12 protein-coding genes, 1 tRNA gene and 1 pseudogene are annotated in these 16524 nt (G+C 68.6%); 9 read left to right on the plus strand and 5 right to left on the minus strand.

What is annotated here, in order from left to right; translation table 11 throughout:
• Nucleotides 1–496: 496 nt before the first annotated feature.
• Together ACF07V_RS36820 and ACF07V_RS36825 are read right to left on the minus strand one after the other, a co-directional pair.
• Nucleotides 497–997: an NUDIX hydrolase gene (locus ACF07V_RS36820; RefSeq protein WP_392160216.1), complete on the minus strand. Its 501-nt coding sequence runs from the start codon at nt 995–997 to the stop codon at nt 497–499.
• Nucleotides 998–1184: 187 nt separating this feature from the next.
• A complete protein-coding gene (locus ACF07V_RS36825; protein ID WP_392160218.1) occupies nt 1185–1451 on the minus strand; it encodes a hypothetical protein in 267 nt (88 codons plus the stop codon).
• Nucleotides 1452–2069: 618 nt separating this feature from the next.
• On the opposite strand from ACF07V_RS36825, the gene ACF07V_RS36830 reads away from it, so the two are divergent.
• From ACF07V_RS36830 to ACF07V_RS36845, 4 genes are all read left to right on the plus strand, one after another.
• Nucleotides 2070–2438 (plus strand): VOC family protein, encoded by a 369-nt coding sequence (locus tag ACF07V_RS36830; protein WP_392160240.1) that lies wholly within the window; start codon nt 2070–2072, stop codon nt 2436–2438.
• Between the two features lie 109 nt (nt 2439–2547).
• A complete protein-coding gene (locus tag ACF07V_RS36835) occupies nt 2548–3093 on the plus strand; it encodes an SMI1/KNR4 family protein (RefSeq protein ID WP_392160220.1) in 546 nt (181 codons plus the stop codon).
• Nucleotides 3094–4288: 1195 nt separating this feature from the next.
• Entirely contained in the window at nt 4289–4636 is a 348-nt protein-coding gene (locus ACF07V_RS36840) for an SDR family NAD(P)-dependent oxidoreductase (RefSeq protein ID WP_392160242.1), read from the plus strand.
• Nucleotides 4637–4666: 30 nt separating this feature from the next.
• A complete protein-coding gene (locus ACF07V_RS36845; protein ID WP_392160221.1) occupies nt 4667–5104 on the plus strand; it encodes an NUDIX domain-containing protein in 438 nt (145 codons plus the stop codon).
• A gap of 984 nt (nt 5105–6088) precedes the next feature.
• Here ACF07V_RS36845 and ACF07V_RS36850 read toward each other — a convergent pair.
• Nucleotides 6089–6826: a hypothetical protein gene (locus tag ACF07V_RS36850; protein WP_392160223.1), complete on the minus strand. Its 738-nt coding sequence runs from the start codon at nt 6824–6826 to the stop codon at nt 6089–6091.
• A 390-nt stretch (nt 6827–7216) separates the two neighbouring features.
• Entirely contained in the window at nt 7217–7861 is a 645-nt protein-coding gene (locus ACF07V_RS36855; RefSeq protein ID WP_392160224.1) for a GAP family protein, read from the minus strand.
• Nucleotides 7862–8133: 272 nt separating this feature from the next.
• Between ACF07V_RS36855 and ACF07V_RS36860 the strand changes: the two are divergent.
• A pseudogene (locus ACF07V_RS36860) lies at nt 8134–8372 on the plus strand (transposase family protein); the annotation flags it as partial.
• Here the strand turns inward: ACF07V_RS36860 and ACF07V_RS36865 are convergent.
• Nucleotides 8371–9330 carry a HEAT repeat domain-containing protein gene (locus ACF07V_RS36865; RefSeq protein ID WP_392160226.1) on the minus strand — a complete coding sequence of 320 codons (960 nt, stop codon included), beginning with the start codon at nt 9328–9330 and terminating at the stop codon, nt 8371–8373. The pseudogene ACF07V_RS36860 and the gene ACF07V_RS36865 overlap by 2 nt on opposite strands.
• 504 nt (nt 9331–9834) lie before the next feature.
• Here ACF07V_RS36865 and ACF07V_RS36870 point away from each other — a divergent pair.
• The 4 genes from ACF07V_RS36870 to ACF07V_RS36885 all read left to right on the plus strand — a co-directional run bounded on the left by ACF07V_RS36870 (nt 9835) and on the right by ACF07V_RS36885 (nt 15276).
• Complete coding sequence (locus ACF07V_RS36870) at nt 9835–10791, plus strand: pentapeptide repeat-containing protein (RefSeq protein ID WP_392160228.1); 957 nt, start codon at nt 9835–9837, stop codon at nt 10789–10791.
• A gap of 384 nt (nt 10792–11175) precedes the next feature.
• Entirely contained in the window at nt 11176–12429 is a 1254-nt protein-coding gene (locus tag ACF07V_RS36875) for a hypothetical protein (protein WP_392160229.1), read from the plus strand.
• 621 nt (nt 12430–13050) lie between these two features.
• Nucleotides 13051–13563, plus strand: a complete 513-nt coding sequence (locus tag ACF07V_RS36880) for a hypothetical protein (protein WP_392160230.1) — start codon at nt 13051–13053, stop codon at nt 13561–13563.
• A gap of 1636 nt (nt 13564–15199) precedes the next feature.
• Nucleotides 15200–15276 (plus strand) — tRNA-Trp (locus ACF07V_RS36885).
• Nucleotides 15277–16524 lie beyond the last annotated feature (1248 nt).

Here is a 16524-nt window from a genome sequence, read left to right on the forward strand (position 1 = left end):
TCTGCGGCGTCGAGGGGAGCAGCGAAGCAGCCCGTCGAAGCACTCATGCCTGGCTCAACGATCCTGCGGCCTTGCGGAAATCGGCGGCGAGGTCGGGGCACCGGGCGTGATACTCGCAGTGGCAGAAGATCGGCGGGGCCTCAAACATCTCCCGCGGGGATTCGCAGACCTGCTGCCACAGCTCCGGCATGCATAGGTGGACGACGACCGGCTCCGGCGCCGCCATTGCGCCCTCCGCCGGCAAGACGTACGGGATGCGGTGCCGGGCCGGCGTCGGGCACGGGTCCGTCCTCGGCCTGAATGTCATCGCCGGGTTGCCCCACAGTCGGGCCACCCCGTCCACGTCCCCGTCCCGGACGGGAAAATCCCGCCCGACGAGTCACGCACCTGGGCCCGCATCGAGACCGGCGCCGACTCCTACCGCCTCGCGACCGCTCGCGCGCGGGTCGAACAGCATTCCCTGGGCTGAGGGGCCCGGTCGAAGAGGCGAGAAGGGTCAGGACTGCGCGGTCCGGAACGCGAGATACCGGCTGAAGGCTTCGTGGCTGTCGGGAGTGAAGCGCCACTCCAACAGGGCCGAGTGAAGCTCCGGCTCGGTCAGCCAGCCATGCCAGGCGACCTCATCGGGATCGGGGGTCACAGCGTCCGGAACCACAGCTTCATGTACGCCGAGCCAGTGAGGGCTCAAGCCGACGCGGTTGATGAAGGTGAACAGCAAGCGTGGCAGGCCATGGATGCCCAGCTCTTCGGCAAGCTCCCGCGCGGCAGCCTGTTCATAGGATTCGCCGGCATCCACGGCGCCACCGACCATGACCTCATAGAACCCGGGGAAGCGCGACAGCTGCTCCGACCGGCGATGGACGAGGATCCGGCCACGCTCATCACGACACAGTGTCGAGGCGATGCGATGCAGCCAACCCTCCTGGATGGCCTGCCGACGGGGGACCACCCCCAGGGCACGATCTTGACAGTCGACACGCTCCACCAGTTCATCCACGAAGCACACCCTGGCAGAACCCACTGACAACGCCGTTTCCCGGCGAGCCGTGCTCGGAACCCGACAACATTCTGGACCCGCTCGATCAACACCTGTTGCCTGAACTCGGCATCAACCGTTCTCGCGTTACACCGACGAAGCCGGCAGTGCCGATATTTCTCGTGAACATCAACGGCTTCGACCGCGTTCACATCGTCCGGCGATTCTTCAGCTCGGCAAGCCATTCGCTCACCTGCTCGTCGTCGTGCAGGTAGCCGCCGCTCTCGTCCACCGGAAGATCGATTCCATGGAGGAGGCTCAGCGCCCACCAGGAGACGTCGTCCCAATCGAGCCCGCCGTCAGACACCCATCGCCCGGCCCAGCGGTCGACCTCGTCCCGGGTCAACCGACCTTCGACAATGGCTACGAAGCGGACTTCGATCTCATCAAGAGTCGGCTGGCGACTGGCATCCATGCCCTGACCGTACAGGCAGGGCAAACGTTGGCTGCTGCGCGACTAGTCAGTCGTGGTGAGTGAGTTGGTGCCGGACTCACCATGCCGCTCACCACCGCACTCACCATGCTGCTCCCCGCTCACGCGGGGATGGTCCCGCGCGGTACTTCAGCTTGGTGAACGTTGACCCACCGCTCCCCGCGCCTGGGGGGATGGTCCCGAGCTGACCATCGTCTCGACCCACACGACCTGCTCCCTGCCCGTGCGGGGTTGGTCTGTGTTCCGGTCGCTTGGGTCGCTGTGTTGTGCGGGGTTGTGGTGAGTGCTGCTGGTGTACTGACCATGTCTGGGGCGTGCTTGCCACCGCCCTTACCATGCTGCTCCCCGCCCGCGGGGATGGCCTGTCGGTCCGGTCCCGGCCGGGCAGCGGCGGTAGTGAAGCTGCGCCTTCTTGGAGTTGCTGGTCGGGGAGGTGGTGTGTCTTCGTTTCGGGTGCTGGTGCTGGTGCTGGTGCTGGTGCTGGTGCTGGTGCTGGGCGGCAGTCTGCGTTGTGGATCGTCTGGCGGGGCGGTCTTACCGATGAGTTCACCGCCCTCGGACGGTCTGTCCAGCGACACGACCGTTCCCGACAGGAGTGCCATGTCCACCATCCAGCCAGTGATCCTGACTGCCGACCAGGACGTTCTGCTCGGCTTCTATACGAATCGGTTCGGCGCTGTGGAGATTTTCCGGGTGCCGGCGGAGGGCCCAGCCTTCTACCTCGGCTTGCGTATCGGCGATACCGATCTCGGGCTGGTGGCCAAGGCGAACTCGGAGACCGGGGCAGCGTCGCGGATCCTGCTCAGCATCGGTGTCGACGATGTCGACGAGACGCTCGGCCGGGTGGAGGCGCTGGGCGGCTCGGTCCGCAGCGGTCCCAACGACATGCCATGGGGACAGCGCGTCGCCCACATCCAGGACCCCGACGGCAAGGCGGTGAACCTCACTCAGCCGATCCCGGCCCGCTGATGTCGACGTTCACGTAATTCCTCAGTAGCACGGTCAACTTCCCCGCCTAGACGTTCGAGTCCGATGGCCTTGCAGCGGCCCTGTCGATCCCGTCTGCAAGCATGCTGCTGTGACAGCCACATCACCTGATCAGTGCCTTGCCAAGGGCACCCTGGAGTTCCTGCGCTCGGCCATTGAGGCAGAGTGGCGCGAACCGGCACTGGGGCACGAGGGCGTCTCGGCGTGGGAATCCGAGCACGGGGTCGTGCTTCCGGAGCCGTACCGGACTCTTATCTCCGAGATCGCCAACGGGTCGTCCCTCGGACCGCCGGAGGATGGCGGCCTCCTACCTCTGGGCTGGCTCCCGCCGGCCTGGCCATTCGGCACCGACCGCACTCCCGCCGTCCCCTTCCCACTCCAGGAGGCCTGGGCCTGGGAAGGCGAACCCCTCGCCGACGGCCATCACGAGCGCGTCGCCGACGTCTACACCCACGGCTCCGTCGTGCTCGGCACCGACGACGGGCTTTCCTGCTGGGTCCTGGTCGTGACCGGGCCTCAGCGAGGCAAGGTCTGGCTGCTCACTGAAGTCGGTGCCTACCCCTACCCTGTGCCGGAGGGGGTCGGTTTCCTGGAATGGGTGCAACGCTGGCACGCCGGCGACGGCTGGTGGGACTGACCTCTGCCCACCCAGAGCCCGATGGGGACGGCCGATCCGGCTCGAACATACGTGTGGGGAAGTTGACGCCGCAGCTGGGGAGTTACGTGACGTTCCCCAGCTGGCATGCCCTCGCGTGGACGAGGTCACCTGTGGCTCTGTTCGGGGAACCGGCTCCGGCGCGTTTTCCGTTTGCCGCGGACACGGTTCGTGGTGGTTCTGCCGATCTGCCGATCTGCCGATCTGCCGATCTGTCGATCTGTCGATCTGTCGATCTGTCGAGCTTGCCAGAGCCGGCGCACCGGCTCTGGCAGGAAAGCCCACACGCTCACGAATCTATGCAGATTATGCATTTCTGATGCGGCACTGCCATGCGTGTTGAGTGCGGAAGAGGTTGTCAGGCTCGCAGTGGCGGTGCTGATGTCGACGGTGGGGGAGAGGCAGGAGGATCTGGCTGCCGGGCTCGGCCTCTCCCAGGCGCTGGTGTCACGCAGACGGTCCGGCAGCGCATACTGGTCGCTGGAAGACCTCGACCTGCTCGCCGCCCACTACCGCCTCGCCCCCCTCGACCTGCTGGCCGGCCCGGCCCACGCCACAAGCGTCCTGCACGGTGCCGTTCCAAGCCTCGCTCCGCCGACGCTCACAGCCCCTCCCGGGCTTCTGAAGGAATCACCCGCACCTGCTCCCCGGCCGAACGCAGGCCCTTCTCGCTCCAGCAGCAGTACATGGTGACGGTTGTCGTACGCGAGGTCCTCAACGCGGGCGTCGGGCAGGGCATGGATACGTGGGCGGAGGGTGTGGGGCACGAGCAGCAGGTGGTCGGGGGTGATGAGAAGCCGGATCGATGTACGGGTGCGCAGTGTGGAACGGCCGCATGCCTGGTCATTCCGAAGTGCGGATCGCCCTCTCGCGGGCTCTTGGGCCTCCGGGAGACCGCTGTATCGGCGTAGGCGGACGCGCATGTCCTGGAGTGCGGCCTGGACCTTCACGGAGCGGATGCTGTCGGCGCAGTGGAGGAAGTCGCGCCAGGTAGCCAGTGCGCGCCTTCGATGTCGCCTTGGCGCAGGCGTACGGCTTTGAGGTCGGCGAGGACGATGGTGCGGGTGCGGGTGCGGGTGCGGGTGCGGCGGTGGTTGAGGACGATGGCGCGGGTGCGGCGGCGGTCGAGGCCGTGTGGTTCACGCCCGGCGTGGCCGAGCGCCGCTGGGGCCGGATCGTGAACATCGGCAGCGTCAACGCCCGTGCCGGCCGGACGAACCTCGTCGCGTACAGCACTGCGAAGGCCGGGCTGCTGGGCCTGACCCGCTTCCTCGCCCGTGAACTGGGCCCGTACGGGATCCTGCGTCAACACGGTGATGCCAGGGGCTATCCAGGTCGAGGCGGAGAATGTGTTCCCCGCCCGGCACCGTGCGCGGCCGGAGGACCAGATCAGGCGCCGGTGCGTCCCGCGCCTCGGGCCGGCCCGAGGGCGCCGCGGCCCTGGTGGCGTTCCTTGCGGGACCTTCCGCCTCGTTCGTCACGGGGCAGTCCGTTCACGTCGACGGCAGGCCGGCTGCTCCACTGAGACCGTCAACAAGCAAGGAGACGAACCGAAATGATCGAACGAGTCCGAGCTGTCCTCGTCACCCCTGACGACAGGACGCTGGTCATCCGCCGCACCAGGCCCGGCATCCCGGAGTACTGGGTCCTGCCCGGCGGCGGTGTCGAACCCGGCGACGCCTCCCGCGAGGCCGCCCTCCACCGGGAGATCCACGAGGAGATCGCGGGAAAGGCCGACATCATCCGCCTCCTCCACACGATGGAGTCCGAAGGCGAGCGCCAGCTCTTCTATCTCGCCCGCATCTCGACCTGGTCCTTCGACGACCGCACCGGACCTGAGTTCAGCGCCGAGGGCCGCGGCGAGTACGCGCTGGAGGAGGTCCCGCTGACCATGGAGGGGCTCGACGGCATTGACCTCAAGCCCGAGGACATCGTCCACGTCCTGCAGGGAGCCATCAGTACCGGAAGCCTTGGAACCGGGCCGTCACTCTGACCCGCTCGAGTGCACCACCACACACCGCCCGGGGCCGGCCCTCAGACGAGTCGGCCCCGGGCGGCCTTTTCCGGGCACCCCGACATGACAACACCGCACACCGCCGCAAACCTCACGTGTCTTCCAGTCGCGACCCTCCTGGAACACCCCACCTCAAACCTTTGAATCCAAGGTTCTTCCGCTCCCCTGCGTCTTTGATCCGAAGGGGACCGAAGGACCGAGGCCGGTTCCGGCGTCACCGTAGGAGGCGGACGCTCCCAGCGGCGTGCAAGCGTGTGACGACCGCTGTGGCGCCCTCAACAGCATCCTGGGCGTACCTCGAAATGAACCCCGGCAAGGCTGACCAGGAGCCGGGCCGATCGAGCGAATGGCCCGCCAGCTCAGGGACGCCGACTCCCCGTGCCAACTCCCCGCGCCTACTCCTCCACAGACAGTTCACCGGCGAGACCGCGGCACCAACCCCTACGCTCAGCAACTGCCCCACGCAGCCCGTCAGCAGCAGCACACGACGCAGCCCGATCAGGGCAGGGGAGCAGGCCCCCACCGCTGATGAGGACTCCAACCGGCCACGCGCCGGCCGATCGGCGACTTCACCCCCGAGCACTCTCCAGCCTGGCCGGACGCCGGGGCGTTCCTCCGGGCTGCGCCGGACCGGTACGCCCTGGGGACCGGACCACCGGCCACACGACGGCGCTGTACGTGACCTGCGAGAAAGACATCCTGAGGCCGCAGCTGACCGGCCGGCCGCAGCATACGGGGTGTCCCGTACTCGTCGTCCGGGACTTCGGCAGCCAGAGTTACGCACGGGCCGTACGCGAGCGCCCGACCCGCGACCCGCGCCCGGCTGTGCTGCTGATGGCGCTCTTTACTGAGTACGCCCACCCCCGCTCGGACGTGACCCCCGCACCTGCTCAGTGGATATCCCCACCCACGGGGTCTGGCTCACGGTGAGTCTGTGACAGCGCTGTTCATGCAAGGCAGTGGTCAAGGAAGTCGGACTGTCGTGCACGCGGCTCCGTGCACCGCCCGGGCCTCGCATTCATCGGAACCGCCGGCGTTGATCGCGACGATTTCGAGGCCCCGGACGTCTCGTGCGGGCGAGATCGGCATGCTGACGTTCTGTACGACCCTCCCCTTGTCGTCAGGCCTCAGGCTGCTTTCGTAGAGATTCGGGCCGTTGAGGGGATTGCCGTCCGCGTCGACGGCGGCGACGTACACGCCGACACTTGCCGACGTCTCGACGCCGTCCGCCCGTACGCCAAAGCTCAGCTTGAGGCTGGACCTCGGCCCTTCGAGTGTGACGTTGCTGATCGTCGGCCGGCCGTTTCCGCCCGCTGCCTTGGCCGCGCCGACGACCGCCACGCTCAGGGCGACCATGTAGAGGATCACACCGACCACCAGGACGACGGTCTCCCACACGTTGCCCCTCTTGGTCGGGTGGATGAGCAACGCCACGATGCTGCAGACGATCGCAAGGATGGCGCAGAGAGAGGCAACGTAGATGGGCCAGGACTCGTTGTTGAGCGCCACGAAGACGAGATCGCTCGTCAGCCCAAGAGCGGTCATGACTCCGGCCACCGTGACCAGGGCGCCGGCGAGGATCTTGGCTACGTCGTCCAGCCGCTTGCCCACGCTGGCCTGAATCGCGTCGAACGTTGGAGCAGCTTCGTCCCCACCACCCGTATGCCTCACGTAGTCATGCTGCTGGACGCGGGTCTGCACACGAAGCATCCGCGCCAAGAAGTGCCCCAAGCGGAGGAAGGCGAGGAAAGCCGAGTGAAAAGCCGGATCCTCACGGACCGCTGGAGCCACGTGGAACGCGCGCCCTGCCGACCCACGAACAGGTCCGGAACCACGAGCTGCCCGCGGCTACCGGGAAGGCGGGTGACTCCCGAACTCATCGACATTGATCAAGCAACGTGCCCGAACCATGACCGCCCGAAGCCGTCAGACAGACGACTCCCGTTCTCCTCGCGTACAAAGCCGGCCGAAAGTGGATCCCGAGCTGTGAATGATCACGTTCATGGGCCGCGGAGATCTCACGGACGAGCAGGGGGCGGAGTGGACCGGAGACCCGGACGGCGGCAGCGATCGCCACTGGGCCCTCCAGCCTCACGCGACCAGCTCGTAGATGCTCCGGGCCGACAGCCACAGGCCGGCGACCAGGGCAAGGGTGACGATCAGCTGCTCCTGGTGCTGCCCCAACCAGTTCCGCAGGGCGTTCAGGCGGGCGTTCGCAACCGCGGGCGCCCACACCACGTACATCTCCATGACGATGAGGCTGAGCGTGGCCAGCAGGCAGTATCCGGTCAGCGCGAGCCAGTCGGCGAGGGTGGAGAGGTTCGCGTCGACGGCCGTGGCGGCACCGGCGCCGACCAGCGCCCAGGGCTGCAGCAGCCATGCCAGACCGGCCGCCGTGACCGGGGAGGCGTTGTCGATGCGGGCGGCCCAGCGTGGCGGGCCGTGCGGGCGGGGCGGCCGCCGCCGCCGGTACACGCCGAACAGCACCAGTGACAGACCGATGGCGAGTTTCGCGACGATCACGGCGGTCGAGGGCGCACTGTGACGGGCCGGGGGCCGACCGCCGGTGAGCAGCACCACGACAGCGATCACCGTCATCAGGTTGGCCAGCCACGAGAACAGGAAGGCCAGACCCTGGCGGACGCCGCGCCGCGTGGAGAGCAGCAGGATGAAGGCGCTGTTGTGCAAGGGCCCCAGGGTAATGGCCGTACCGATCACCACCAGGTCGAGGACCATCGGACCAGTCGCTCCTGGATGTCAGGGCCCTTCGCCACCCATAGACGGGGGACCCGGTCGGCAGAGGGATACAGCGCTGCTGTGCGCATTCCGACTCTGCAAGCGGCGTCCTGGCCGGTCAAGCAGGCCACGCCCATGAAGTCCTGCCGGTCCGTTCGGAAGATGCATCCCCTGCCTCGGATGCCCGGGCCCGTCACCCGAACCGCCTTCGAAACACGGCCAAAGCGTTCCGCAGAAGGCTGCGCACCAAGCATTTCCCCTGCACGAGTGGGATGTTGAAGGCTGATCCCTTGTGGGTGGAGACGTTCACGGGTCTGCGGTGCGGCAGTTCGAGCGGCTGCTGAAGGCCGTGCGGGAAGAGGGTGGGAACGGGCCCGGTGGCGGGAGGCCGTGGTGCCTGCCGCTGGCGGACCGGGTACTGCTGGTGGCCCTCCACTACCGCACGAACCTCACCATGCGGCAGCTCGCCCCGCTCTTCGGCTGCCCGCCGACGACGGTGTGCCGGGTGCTCACTCCGTGGTGAGCAGGGCCACAGCCTCGCGTACGGACCCGTCCGGGTCGTGCGCGAGCAGCGTCAGGACGGCATCCGCCTCGGGCGTCTCGCGTGCGACGAGTCCCTCGACACAGGCTTCCCGCACGGCGGGGGCGGGGTCGTGGGCGAGGGCCGTGAGGAGGGCGGCGGTGGCTTCGGTACGCCGGTAGGCGACGACCTCGGCCACGGTCTGCCGTACGCCGGCCAGCGCGTCGCCCGCAAGCTCCCGCAGCAGCCCGTCCGCACCGGGCGTCGACCAGCGGGCCACGGCCCGGGCGAGCGCCCGCCTGACGTCGGCGTCCGGGTGCCCCGCGAGCGGCGCGAGCCGCGCCACCGGGCCGCGCCGGCGGAGCCCGTACCACTGGAGCGTGTCGCACAGCGCGGCCGTGTCCGCCCGCGCCTGGGCCCGCTCCAGGCGGTCCAGGAGCACCCGGGAGGCGGGCGCGGGCCCGTCCTGCGGGTCCGGCCGCCGCTCCCGCAGCCGCCGGGACCCGTACTCGCCGCGCGCGACGCAGCAGACGCAGGGCGTGGTCCCGTGGGCCCCGGGGAAGTACCGCCACCCGCTGACCTGCCGGACGGCCCGCACCTGCCGGACCTCGCTCCGCGCGACCGCCCGGGGCAGGATCACCTCCCACCCCAGCGCCCCGTCGCCCAACTCCCTTATCCGGCGCACCGCATCGGCCGCCGTGACCGCCTCGTGGGCCCGCCCGTACCGCCCGACGGTCACCGGCTCCCCGTCCGGCAGCCGCACGTGCACGGCGGCGATCCCGCGCGGCCCGGGCCGCCGGGCCAGCTCCCGCAGCCACTGATGGGTCAGCGCGTACGAGGGCAGCACGGGGAAGAGGAAGACCCCGGTCCGCCCGCCGTTCGCTTTGATCCCGCTCCGCCGGATCCGTTCCGCGTGCGCGGCGGGTGTCAGGTGCACGAAGGTCGCCATGCGGCGATGCTAGGCGGCTTCTCCGGCCATGGCGCCGGCACTGGCGGTGGTGTGGCCGACACCGCACGCGGGGGCCTCACGCTGGATAGGTTCCTCATGCGCGCAAAGGACATCGCGCTCCGCAGCGCGCTGGTGTTGTCCCGGGGAGGCCGCGCTGGCCAGGCGCCGGAGGGGGATGTAGCGCCAGTTGGCGTGCCGGATAGCAGCGGCTGCCGCCGTTGGCGAAGTAGCCACGCAGCACCGCCGCGAACTCGGTTTGATCGGTTGTGTGGGACGGGGGCGAGGAGATCCGTTTCGGGGAGTGGCAAGCGCGCCTCGGTGGTCTCACGGCGGTCTCTCGGTGAAATTGTGATCGTGGTCAGGCCCTCCGATGCCCAGTCCGGTGCCGTACGACGGCTTCACCGCGCCGTCCGGCGGCGAGCGGCCGAGCGCCGTCGGCGACCTCTCAGCGCCAGTCGTACTGAATGGGGTTCGGCCGGCCGTCACAGCCGAGCCGGGCTGGCGGTGAGCGCCCTGCCTGGTCTGGCCGCGGTGATCGCGGTGCTTTTCACCTGGGTCTCGGTCGGGCAGGCAAGAGAAGAGCTACGGATCAGTCAGGAAGGACAGATCACTGGCCGCTACACGGCAGCCGTGACCAACCTGGGATCGCAGAGTGCGGACGTGCGGGTCGGTGGCATTTACGCCCTGGAACGCATCATGCGCGATTCGCCTCGTGACAATGCCATGGGCCTTTCGGTACTTGCCGCGTACATGCGGGCCCATGGCCGCCTCCGGGCTGCTGATGTCCAGCGAGCTGAGCCCGCTCTTGCATCCCCACCCCTTGAGCCGCTGGCAGTCGACCTCCAGGCGGCCATGACCGTGCTGGCCAACCGCCCCGTCGACGATGGTGATCGAACGATCCTTCAGCTCCGCTACGTCAACCTGCGGGGGCTGGCCGACATGGGTGACCTCGACCTGGCCCAGGAAGACCGCACCCCCGGCAAGACGGGTGGCCAAGGCGGCGCTCCGAGCGGTGTCAGAGCCAACCTCAGTGGGGTTGACCTGACTGGATCAGACCTGAGCGGAGCGCAGCTCTACAAGGCCGCGTTCCTGCGTGCCCTCCTCCCAGGTGCGGATCTGCGCATGGCCTACCTCGCCGGGGCGGTGTTCACCGGTGCGGTCCTGACCGGTGCCGACCTACGGGACGCCGACCTCGGCGGCGCGAAGCTGGCCGGTGCCAACCTGCGTGATGCAGACCTCAGCAAGGCAGAGGCTGAGCAGGCGGACTTCAGTGGCGCCGATCTGCGCGGCGCGGACCTGCGGGGCGCCAATCTGAGGAACGCGGACTTGCACGGTGCATACCTGATCGGCGCCAAACTCAGCGGAGCGAACCTGACCGGAGCAGATCTCAAAGACGCACACCTGGAGCCGGAGCCGGAGGTCACGGTGGAGAGCGCGCCAGGCTCCCTCAAACGACGCTAGGGGATGCGCGACCATACTCGCCCAAGGAAGCGGGACGGCCCTGCCCGTCTCGGCACGCTCACCCCAGCCGGGGCTGCTCCCCGCGTGTGCGGGGATGGTCCCCAAACCGTCAGGCCCAGCCACGCCACCACGAACTGCTCCCCGCGCCTGCGGGGGATGGTCCCAGGATGCCGCCGAGCAGTCCGGCGGCGGAGCTCTGCTCCCCGCGCCCGCGGGGGAGTTGACGAGCCTCCATGAATTTCCCCACCGGCCGCTTGGAGGTTCCTCAGACCTGCTCGCCGCAATTCCCCACCTGCAGCAAGTTGCGGGCCAGTGCCGCTCGGGCGGGACCAGCTGCTGCTGTGCCGCGGAGGCCGTGTCAGTACCTCCTGCGATCCTTCTTCGGTGATCAACGAGTACGAGAAGCTGCTGGCGGGGCTGGACGATGTGGACTGGGCCGGCCTGTCCCACGCCTACGAGTCGGCGCATGACGTTCCAGGGCGTATACGCACCCTGTGCGGGAGCGACGACGAGGCGCGCAAGCAGGCGTTCAGCAGCCTGTTCAGCAGCATTTTTCATCAGGGCAGCCGGTATTCGGCCTCTCCGGTCGCCGTGCCGTTCCTCGCGAGGATCGCCGTCGCGGGGCCCGCGGCCGCCCGTGAGAACACGATGTGGCTGCTCACCCGCCTGGCCGTGGACTGGCACGACGAGTACGACGTGACCACCGGCATCAACGTGGCCGGATGGCGTGCGGCCGCGGCGGAGGTCGGCCCAGAAGATCTCCTGCCCTGGTACGAGGAGCAGCTGGCCGCCGCGACGGATGCCGACCAGCGCGCGCAGCTGCAGGAAATACGGGACTGGGTGGCCGCCGGCAACTCGCCCGACTCCCGGTGGTCGGCACTCCAGTCATACGACGCCGTCCTGGCCGAGCTCCCCGATCTTCTCGTCCTACTCGACGACGATGACGCCCGTCTGCGGACCCGGATCGCCTACCTCCTGGCCTGGTTCCCCGAATTCTCCACCACCTCCCTGCCCCGCCTCCTCGCCCTTGCCGCACAAGAGAAGGACCCGGTCACCGCAGCCACCGCACTGCTCGCCGCCGGTCTCGTCGGACCTTCCTCCACGGCCGAGGACATCACCCCGTACCTGGATGCCGCAGATCCGCTGATGCGATGGGCTGCGGCCACCGCCCTCATCCGTCTCGCCGTCCTCGACGGAATCCCTGTCGGCCCCGGCCTGCTCAGCCGGACTGTCACGGAACTCACCGCAGCTGCCCGCAGCCCGTTCGATCGCGTAACCGACTACTGCGAGGGCGACCTTCACGGCCACATCGAGCGCACCCTGCACGCCCTGCCGCCCGGCTCGGACCCGGCCGCCGTGCGCGAGGCGCTCGACGTGTGCCTGCCCCGCATCGTCTGGGACTACTACGGGTCCCGCACCCGCAGGGCGATCCAGGAGCTCTTTCCCGCTTCGCAGTCGCACCCCGCACCCCGCTACGCCGACCTGACAGCGGCGCAGCAGCAGCTGTTGGGCGATCTCGCCGGCCACCGGCACGCCTGGCTCATCCGCTCGTCCGCCGACCGGCTGCGGGACCTCGGCCTTCCACATACGCAGGAAGCCCTGCAGTCCTTCGTCGGAGCGCACCACACCGCCGCCTGAAGCACCGCAGCACCACGAAGCGAGCGAAGGAGCGCTCAGGAACGTAAAGGCGGCATGGCTGCTCGGCGCGACAGGCACGCTGAACAAACGGCGGCCCCTGCCCCCCCGCCTGTGAGCGCTCGTTTCCGTTCCTCACTCAGTTGAAAAACAGAGCACGTGAGGCGATGAGCAGCCCTGGCCGATTTCAAAGATCCTCATCAGGCTTCCCCGCTGCTCCCGCGCGCGGGGATGGCCCCCCCCGTAGAACCGTGCGTTGCCGTCGGGGGCGTTCTGGCTCCCCGCCTGCGCGGGGATGGTCCCGTCTTGTCGGGGACGGTTCCCGTCGTCAGCGGCTGCTCCCGCTCCCCGCCTGCGCGGGGAAGGTTCTGGCCTTTGTCGGTTCGGAGAGTGTAGGGCCTGGTTGTCGGCTGTCCTCTGGCGCTGAACCTGGACCGTTTGCCATGGAAGTTGGACCACTCGGCGTGATGTCTCTGCTTCAGCGGATCGCCCAGGTCACCACGTTCCGTCAACTTGCCAGGACGGTGGTGGTGCGCACAAGGGCTTTCGCGGGGGCTCCGGAGCAATCACCATGGAGGTCCGTCGGCGACCCGGGGGTGGGGGATGAGCGAGGGTGCGGACGTTTTGGACGGGCAACCGGAGCAGGACGGACCCGCGTGGTGGCTGGCGCTGGCCTGCTTGGTAGGGCTGCTTCTGGCCTACGTCGTGCTGACGAACTTCACCGGAGAGCTACGGGCGGCGCTGTGGGGCGAGCCCGGGACCGTGACCAAAGCCAGCTGCGGGACGTACGACAACACCGTCGCCAACGCGGGAACGTCGACGTCCTGCTCGGGCACCTTCACCTCAGACGACGGCAGCTCGTCGTTCGACGTCACCGTCGAGGGCGACATCCGCTCGCAACCGGTCCGTGCGTGGTTGGTGGACGGCACGTCCGGCACCGCGTACGTCTCACCGACGCTGTGGACGGGGGTGATCCCGGTGGGGCTCTCCCTCCTCCTCGTCGGTGTCCCGGCAGCGGTGACGGTGGAGCACGCGCGCCGCGTCCGCACACAGCGCCTGAGGCCGGCCCCACCCGCCCGGCCCGGTCCACGGTGGCCGGCTCCGAGTGCGGACGACCCGGGGATCTCGGACTTCTGATCACACCCCTGCGGTCGCGCCACAGTCCCTACGTCGTCTGGCCTTTACGGCGACCGGCTCGCCGAGGATGAACTGGCCTGCCGCATGGCCGCCACCACGGCGTCGTCCACCGACCCAAACTCACTTGCGAACCGGACGGTGGTCCGCGAGCCCGACGACCCCGTCGGCCTGGTAGCGGCGCCGGTAGTTGGCGACCGTCTGAGCAGCCACTTTGTGACCTGCGTCGGTCACGTACGCAAGAGCCAGTGCCCCCACCCTGTTCCCAACCCATCGGTCCAAGATCAATGGCAGGAACGTTGTGGTCGTCCAACTTCCCTGGCAATCGGTCCAGGTTCAACGTCAGATGGCTGCGTAGGTGAGACCAGAGAGCGAATGTCGGTGAGTCCTGGCATCGGTTCGCTCTCAAGAGACCTCGGAATGTCGCTGAGAAGTAGCAGCACGCGGCAACGGCAAGGCCGACGATCAAGTGGGTCAGAGCTCGATGCGGCGCTTCCACCACGGAAGGTCGGGGGCCTCGAACGGGTTGTTGACCGTGCGCCGGAGGATCTGGTCATCCACGGGCGCGATGACTGCACGCAGTTCGCGTCGTGCCTTCGTGCGGAGAAGCCGGAGTGTGAGCTCCAGCAGCGTGCGGACGTGGTAGTAGCCGCTCCGCAGGTCGGTGTCGTCGTATCCGTAGAAGGGAGTGACATCCCTTCGTGGCCTGCGGGCAGTGGCACTCCATCGGCGAAACGCGTGTGCGACCTCGCCGGCTGGGAGCCCATGGATGCGCTCGAAGTGTGCGATCTGCCTGTTCGCAGATGCGGACAGCCCTCGAATGACGGGGGTTCGACGATGCCTGACTCGGTTGGCCCGGCGTGGGAGCTGAGCCCTGATCTCGCCCGGTGACCGGCGAGGCATGAAACACTTCCAGGGAAGATGGTAGGTCCGCCGACGGTAAACCGTTCAGTGTCCAAGATCAAGGCTGAGGGAAGCTCAGCACGCCGGGCCCCTTCGTCGTGCAGAGCACAGCCATGGTCCCGAAGCAAGCATCCAGGTGCTCTCAAACTCGACGACATCACTCGCACGGGGAATCGGCTGCTCTCGCCCCCGAGCACCATGCGCTCTCGCTACTGACGTACAAAGCCAGTCAGAGGACATGGTGGTCGGTGGTCGGTGTTGTGGTGAGTGTTGCTCGGGCCTGGGAGGCTCTCAGCCTGTTGTTCCAGGTGAGGAGTGCTGCTGTGAGGGGGTGAGTGTGGGGGACGCTTATTTCTCCTCCCTGCGCTCGCGGGGATGGTCCCCCGGCCCATGAGCGCGTGCGCTCCAAGCTGCTCTCCCGGCCCATGCGGGGATGGTCCCCTGAATCAGTGGAAGAACGTAGCCCGCACCACCTGCTCCCCGTGCCTGCGGGGATGGATGGTCCCGCGCCGGCCCTCACGAGGGTGCCGTCGTCGAGCTGCTCCCGTGTGTGCGATGGTCCCCTGGGACACAGGGGCGGCGCTGGTCGTCCGGCTCTGTTCCCGCTTGCGGGGATGGTCCACTTGCCTTCGGGATCGCCAGTCCTGGTGGTCGGTAGGGGGAGTCGTCTGCGGGGTGTGGGCTCTATATCGGTGGTGGTGGGGTCTGCTGGGGTGGAATGCTGGCGGTGCGTCGAAGGGGTGTAGCTCAGTTGGCCAGAGCGCCGGTCTCCAAAACCGGATGTCGCAGGTTCGAATCCTGTCGCCCCTGCCATCGGTTTTACGGCGGGGTGCCTGGCACGTGTCGCCTGCTCCGTGGGAGACGGTCGCCGGGGTGGCGCCGCACCTGTCTGCTCCCTGCTCCCCGCCTGCGTGGGGATGGTCCCGGGATGCAGGCCTCCCTCGTCGGGATCCCCGCCTGCTCCCCGCCCCGCGGGGATGGTCCCTACCTGACCGCCGACGGCGCCGTCGCCGCCAACTGCTCCCCGCCTGCGCGGGGGATGGTCCTCCCCAGGCCCGCAGCATCGCGGCGGACGATCACTGCTCTCCGCGCCTGCGGGGATGGCCCCGGCTGCGGGCCGCGGTCGCCCTCACGGACACCCTGCTCCCCGTGCCTGCGGGGATGGCCCCAACGGAACATGTGCGGGACGCTGCGTCCCGCCCTGCTCCCCGCGCCTGCAGGGATGGCCCCAAGGGCATGGGCGTGCTGCTCCAGGCCCTGGTCTGCTCTCTGCATGAGGGGGAATGGTCCCACGACGCTGCTGCGGAACGTGTCGACCAACCCCTGCTCTCCGCTTGCGCTGGGATGGTCCTAAGCGCAAGGGCGCGGATTGGGAGATCGAGCTCTGCTCCCCGTGCCGGCGGGGTTGGTCGTCCGACGGCGGCCGCCTGGTCACCTCTACGGGCTGCTCCCTGTACTCGCGGGGGTGGTCCCCAGCGCAGCACATCGTCCGCCAACGAGCACTGTTTCCCGCGTGCGCGGGGATGGTCCCGGCACCCTCACCGTGATCACCAACGACGTGGCGTGCTCTCCGCGCCTGCGGGGATGGCCCCGGCGCCGGATCGTACGCGGTCATGGCCCTGCTCTGCTCCCCGCGCCCGCGCAGATGGCGGCAGCTCCTGTTTGGCTCGCGGGGGTAGGACCGGTCCGTGCCCTGCTCCCCGCGCCTGTGGGGATGGTCCCGCGGCCAGGACGAAGCGGCGCGGGGAGTCCGGCTGCTCCCCGCTCGCGCTGGGATGGTTTCCGGTGCGAGATCAGTCCCGAGGGCTTTGCCGACTGTGACCCGTCTGTGCGGGGATGGCCCCAGGCCGGCCATTTCGCTGGCCTCGATGATCGCTCGCTCCCCGTGTCCGTGGGGATAGTCCCCGGATGGCCTGGACCCTTCGAGGCTGTCAGTGCCCACGTCTGTACCCGCTCGCGCGGGGGTGGCCTTAGAGGTCCTAACAAAGGCGTTGGACGTGTCGGTGGGTGATGAGGCAGGTAGCGAGGCCGAGGAAGGCTTCGTGGATGTCGTCGCGTCGT

This window comes from Streptomyces sp. NPDC015661, from assembly GCF_043077765.1.
Taxonomy (GTDB): Bacteria; Actinomycetota; Actinomycetes; order Streptomycetales; family Streptomycetaceae; genus Streptomyces.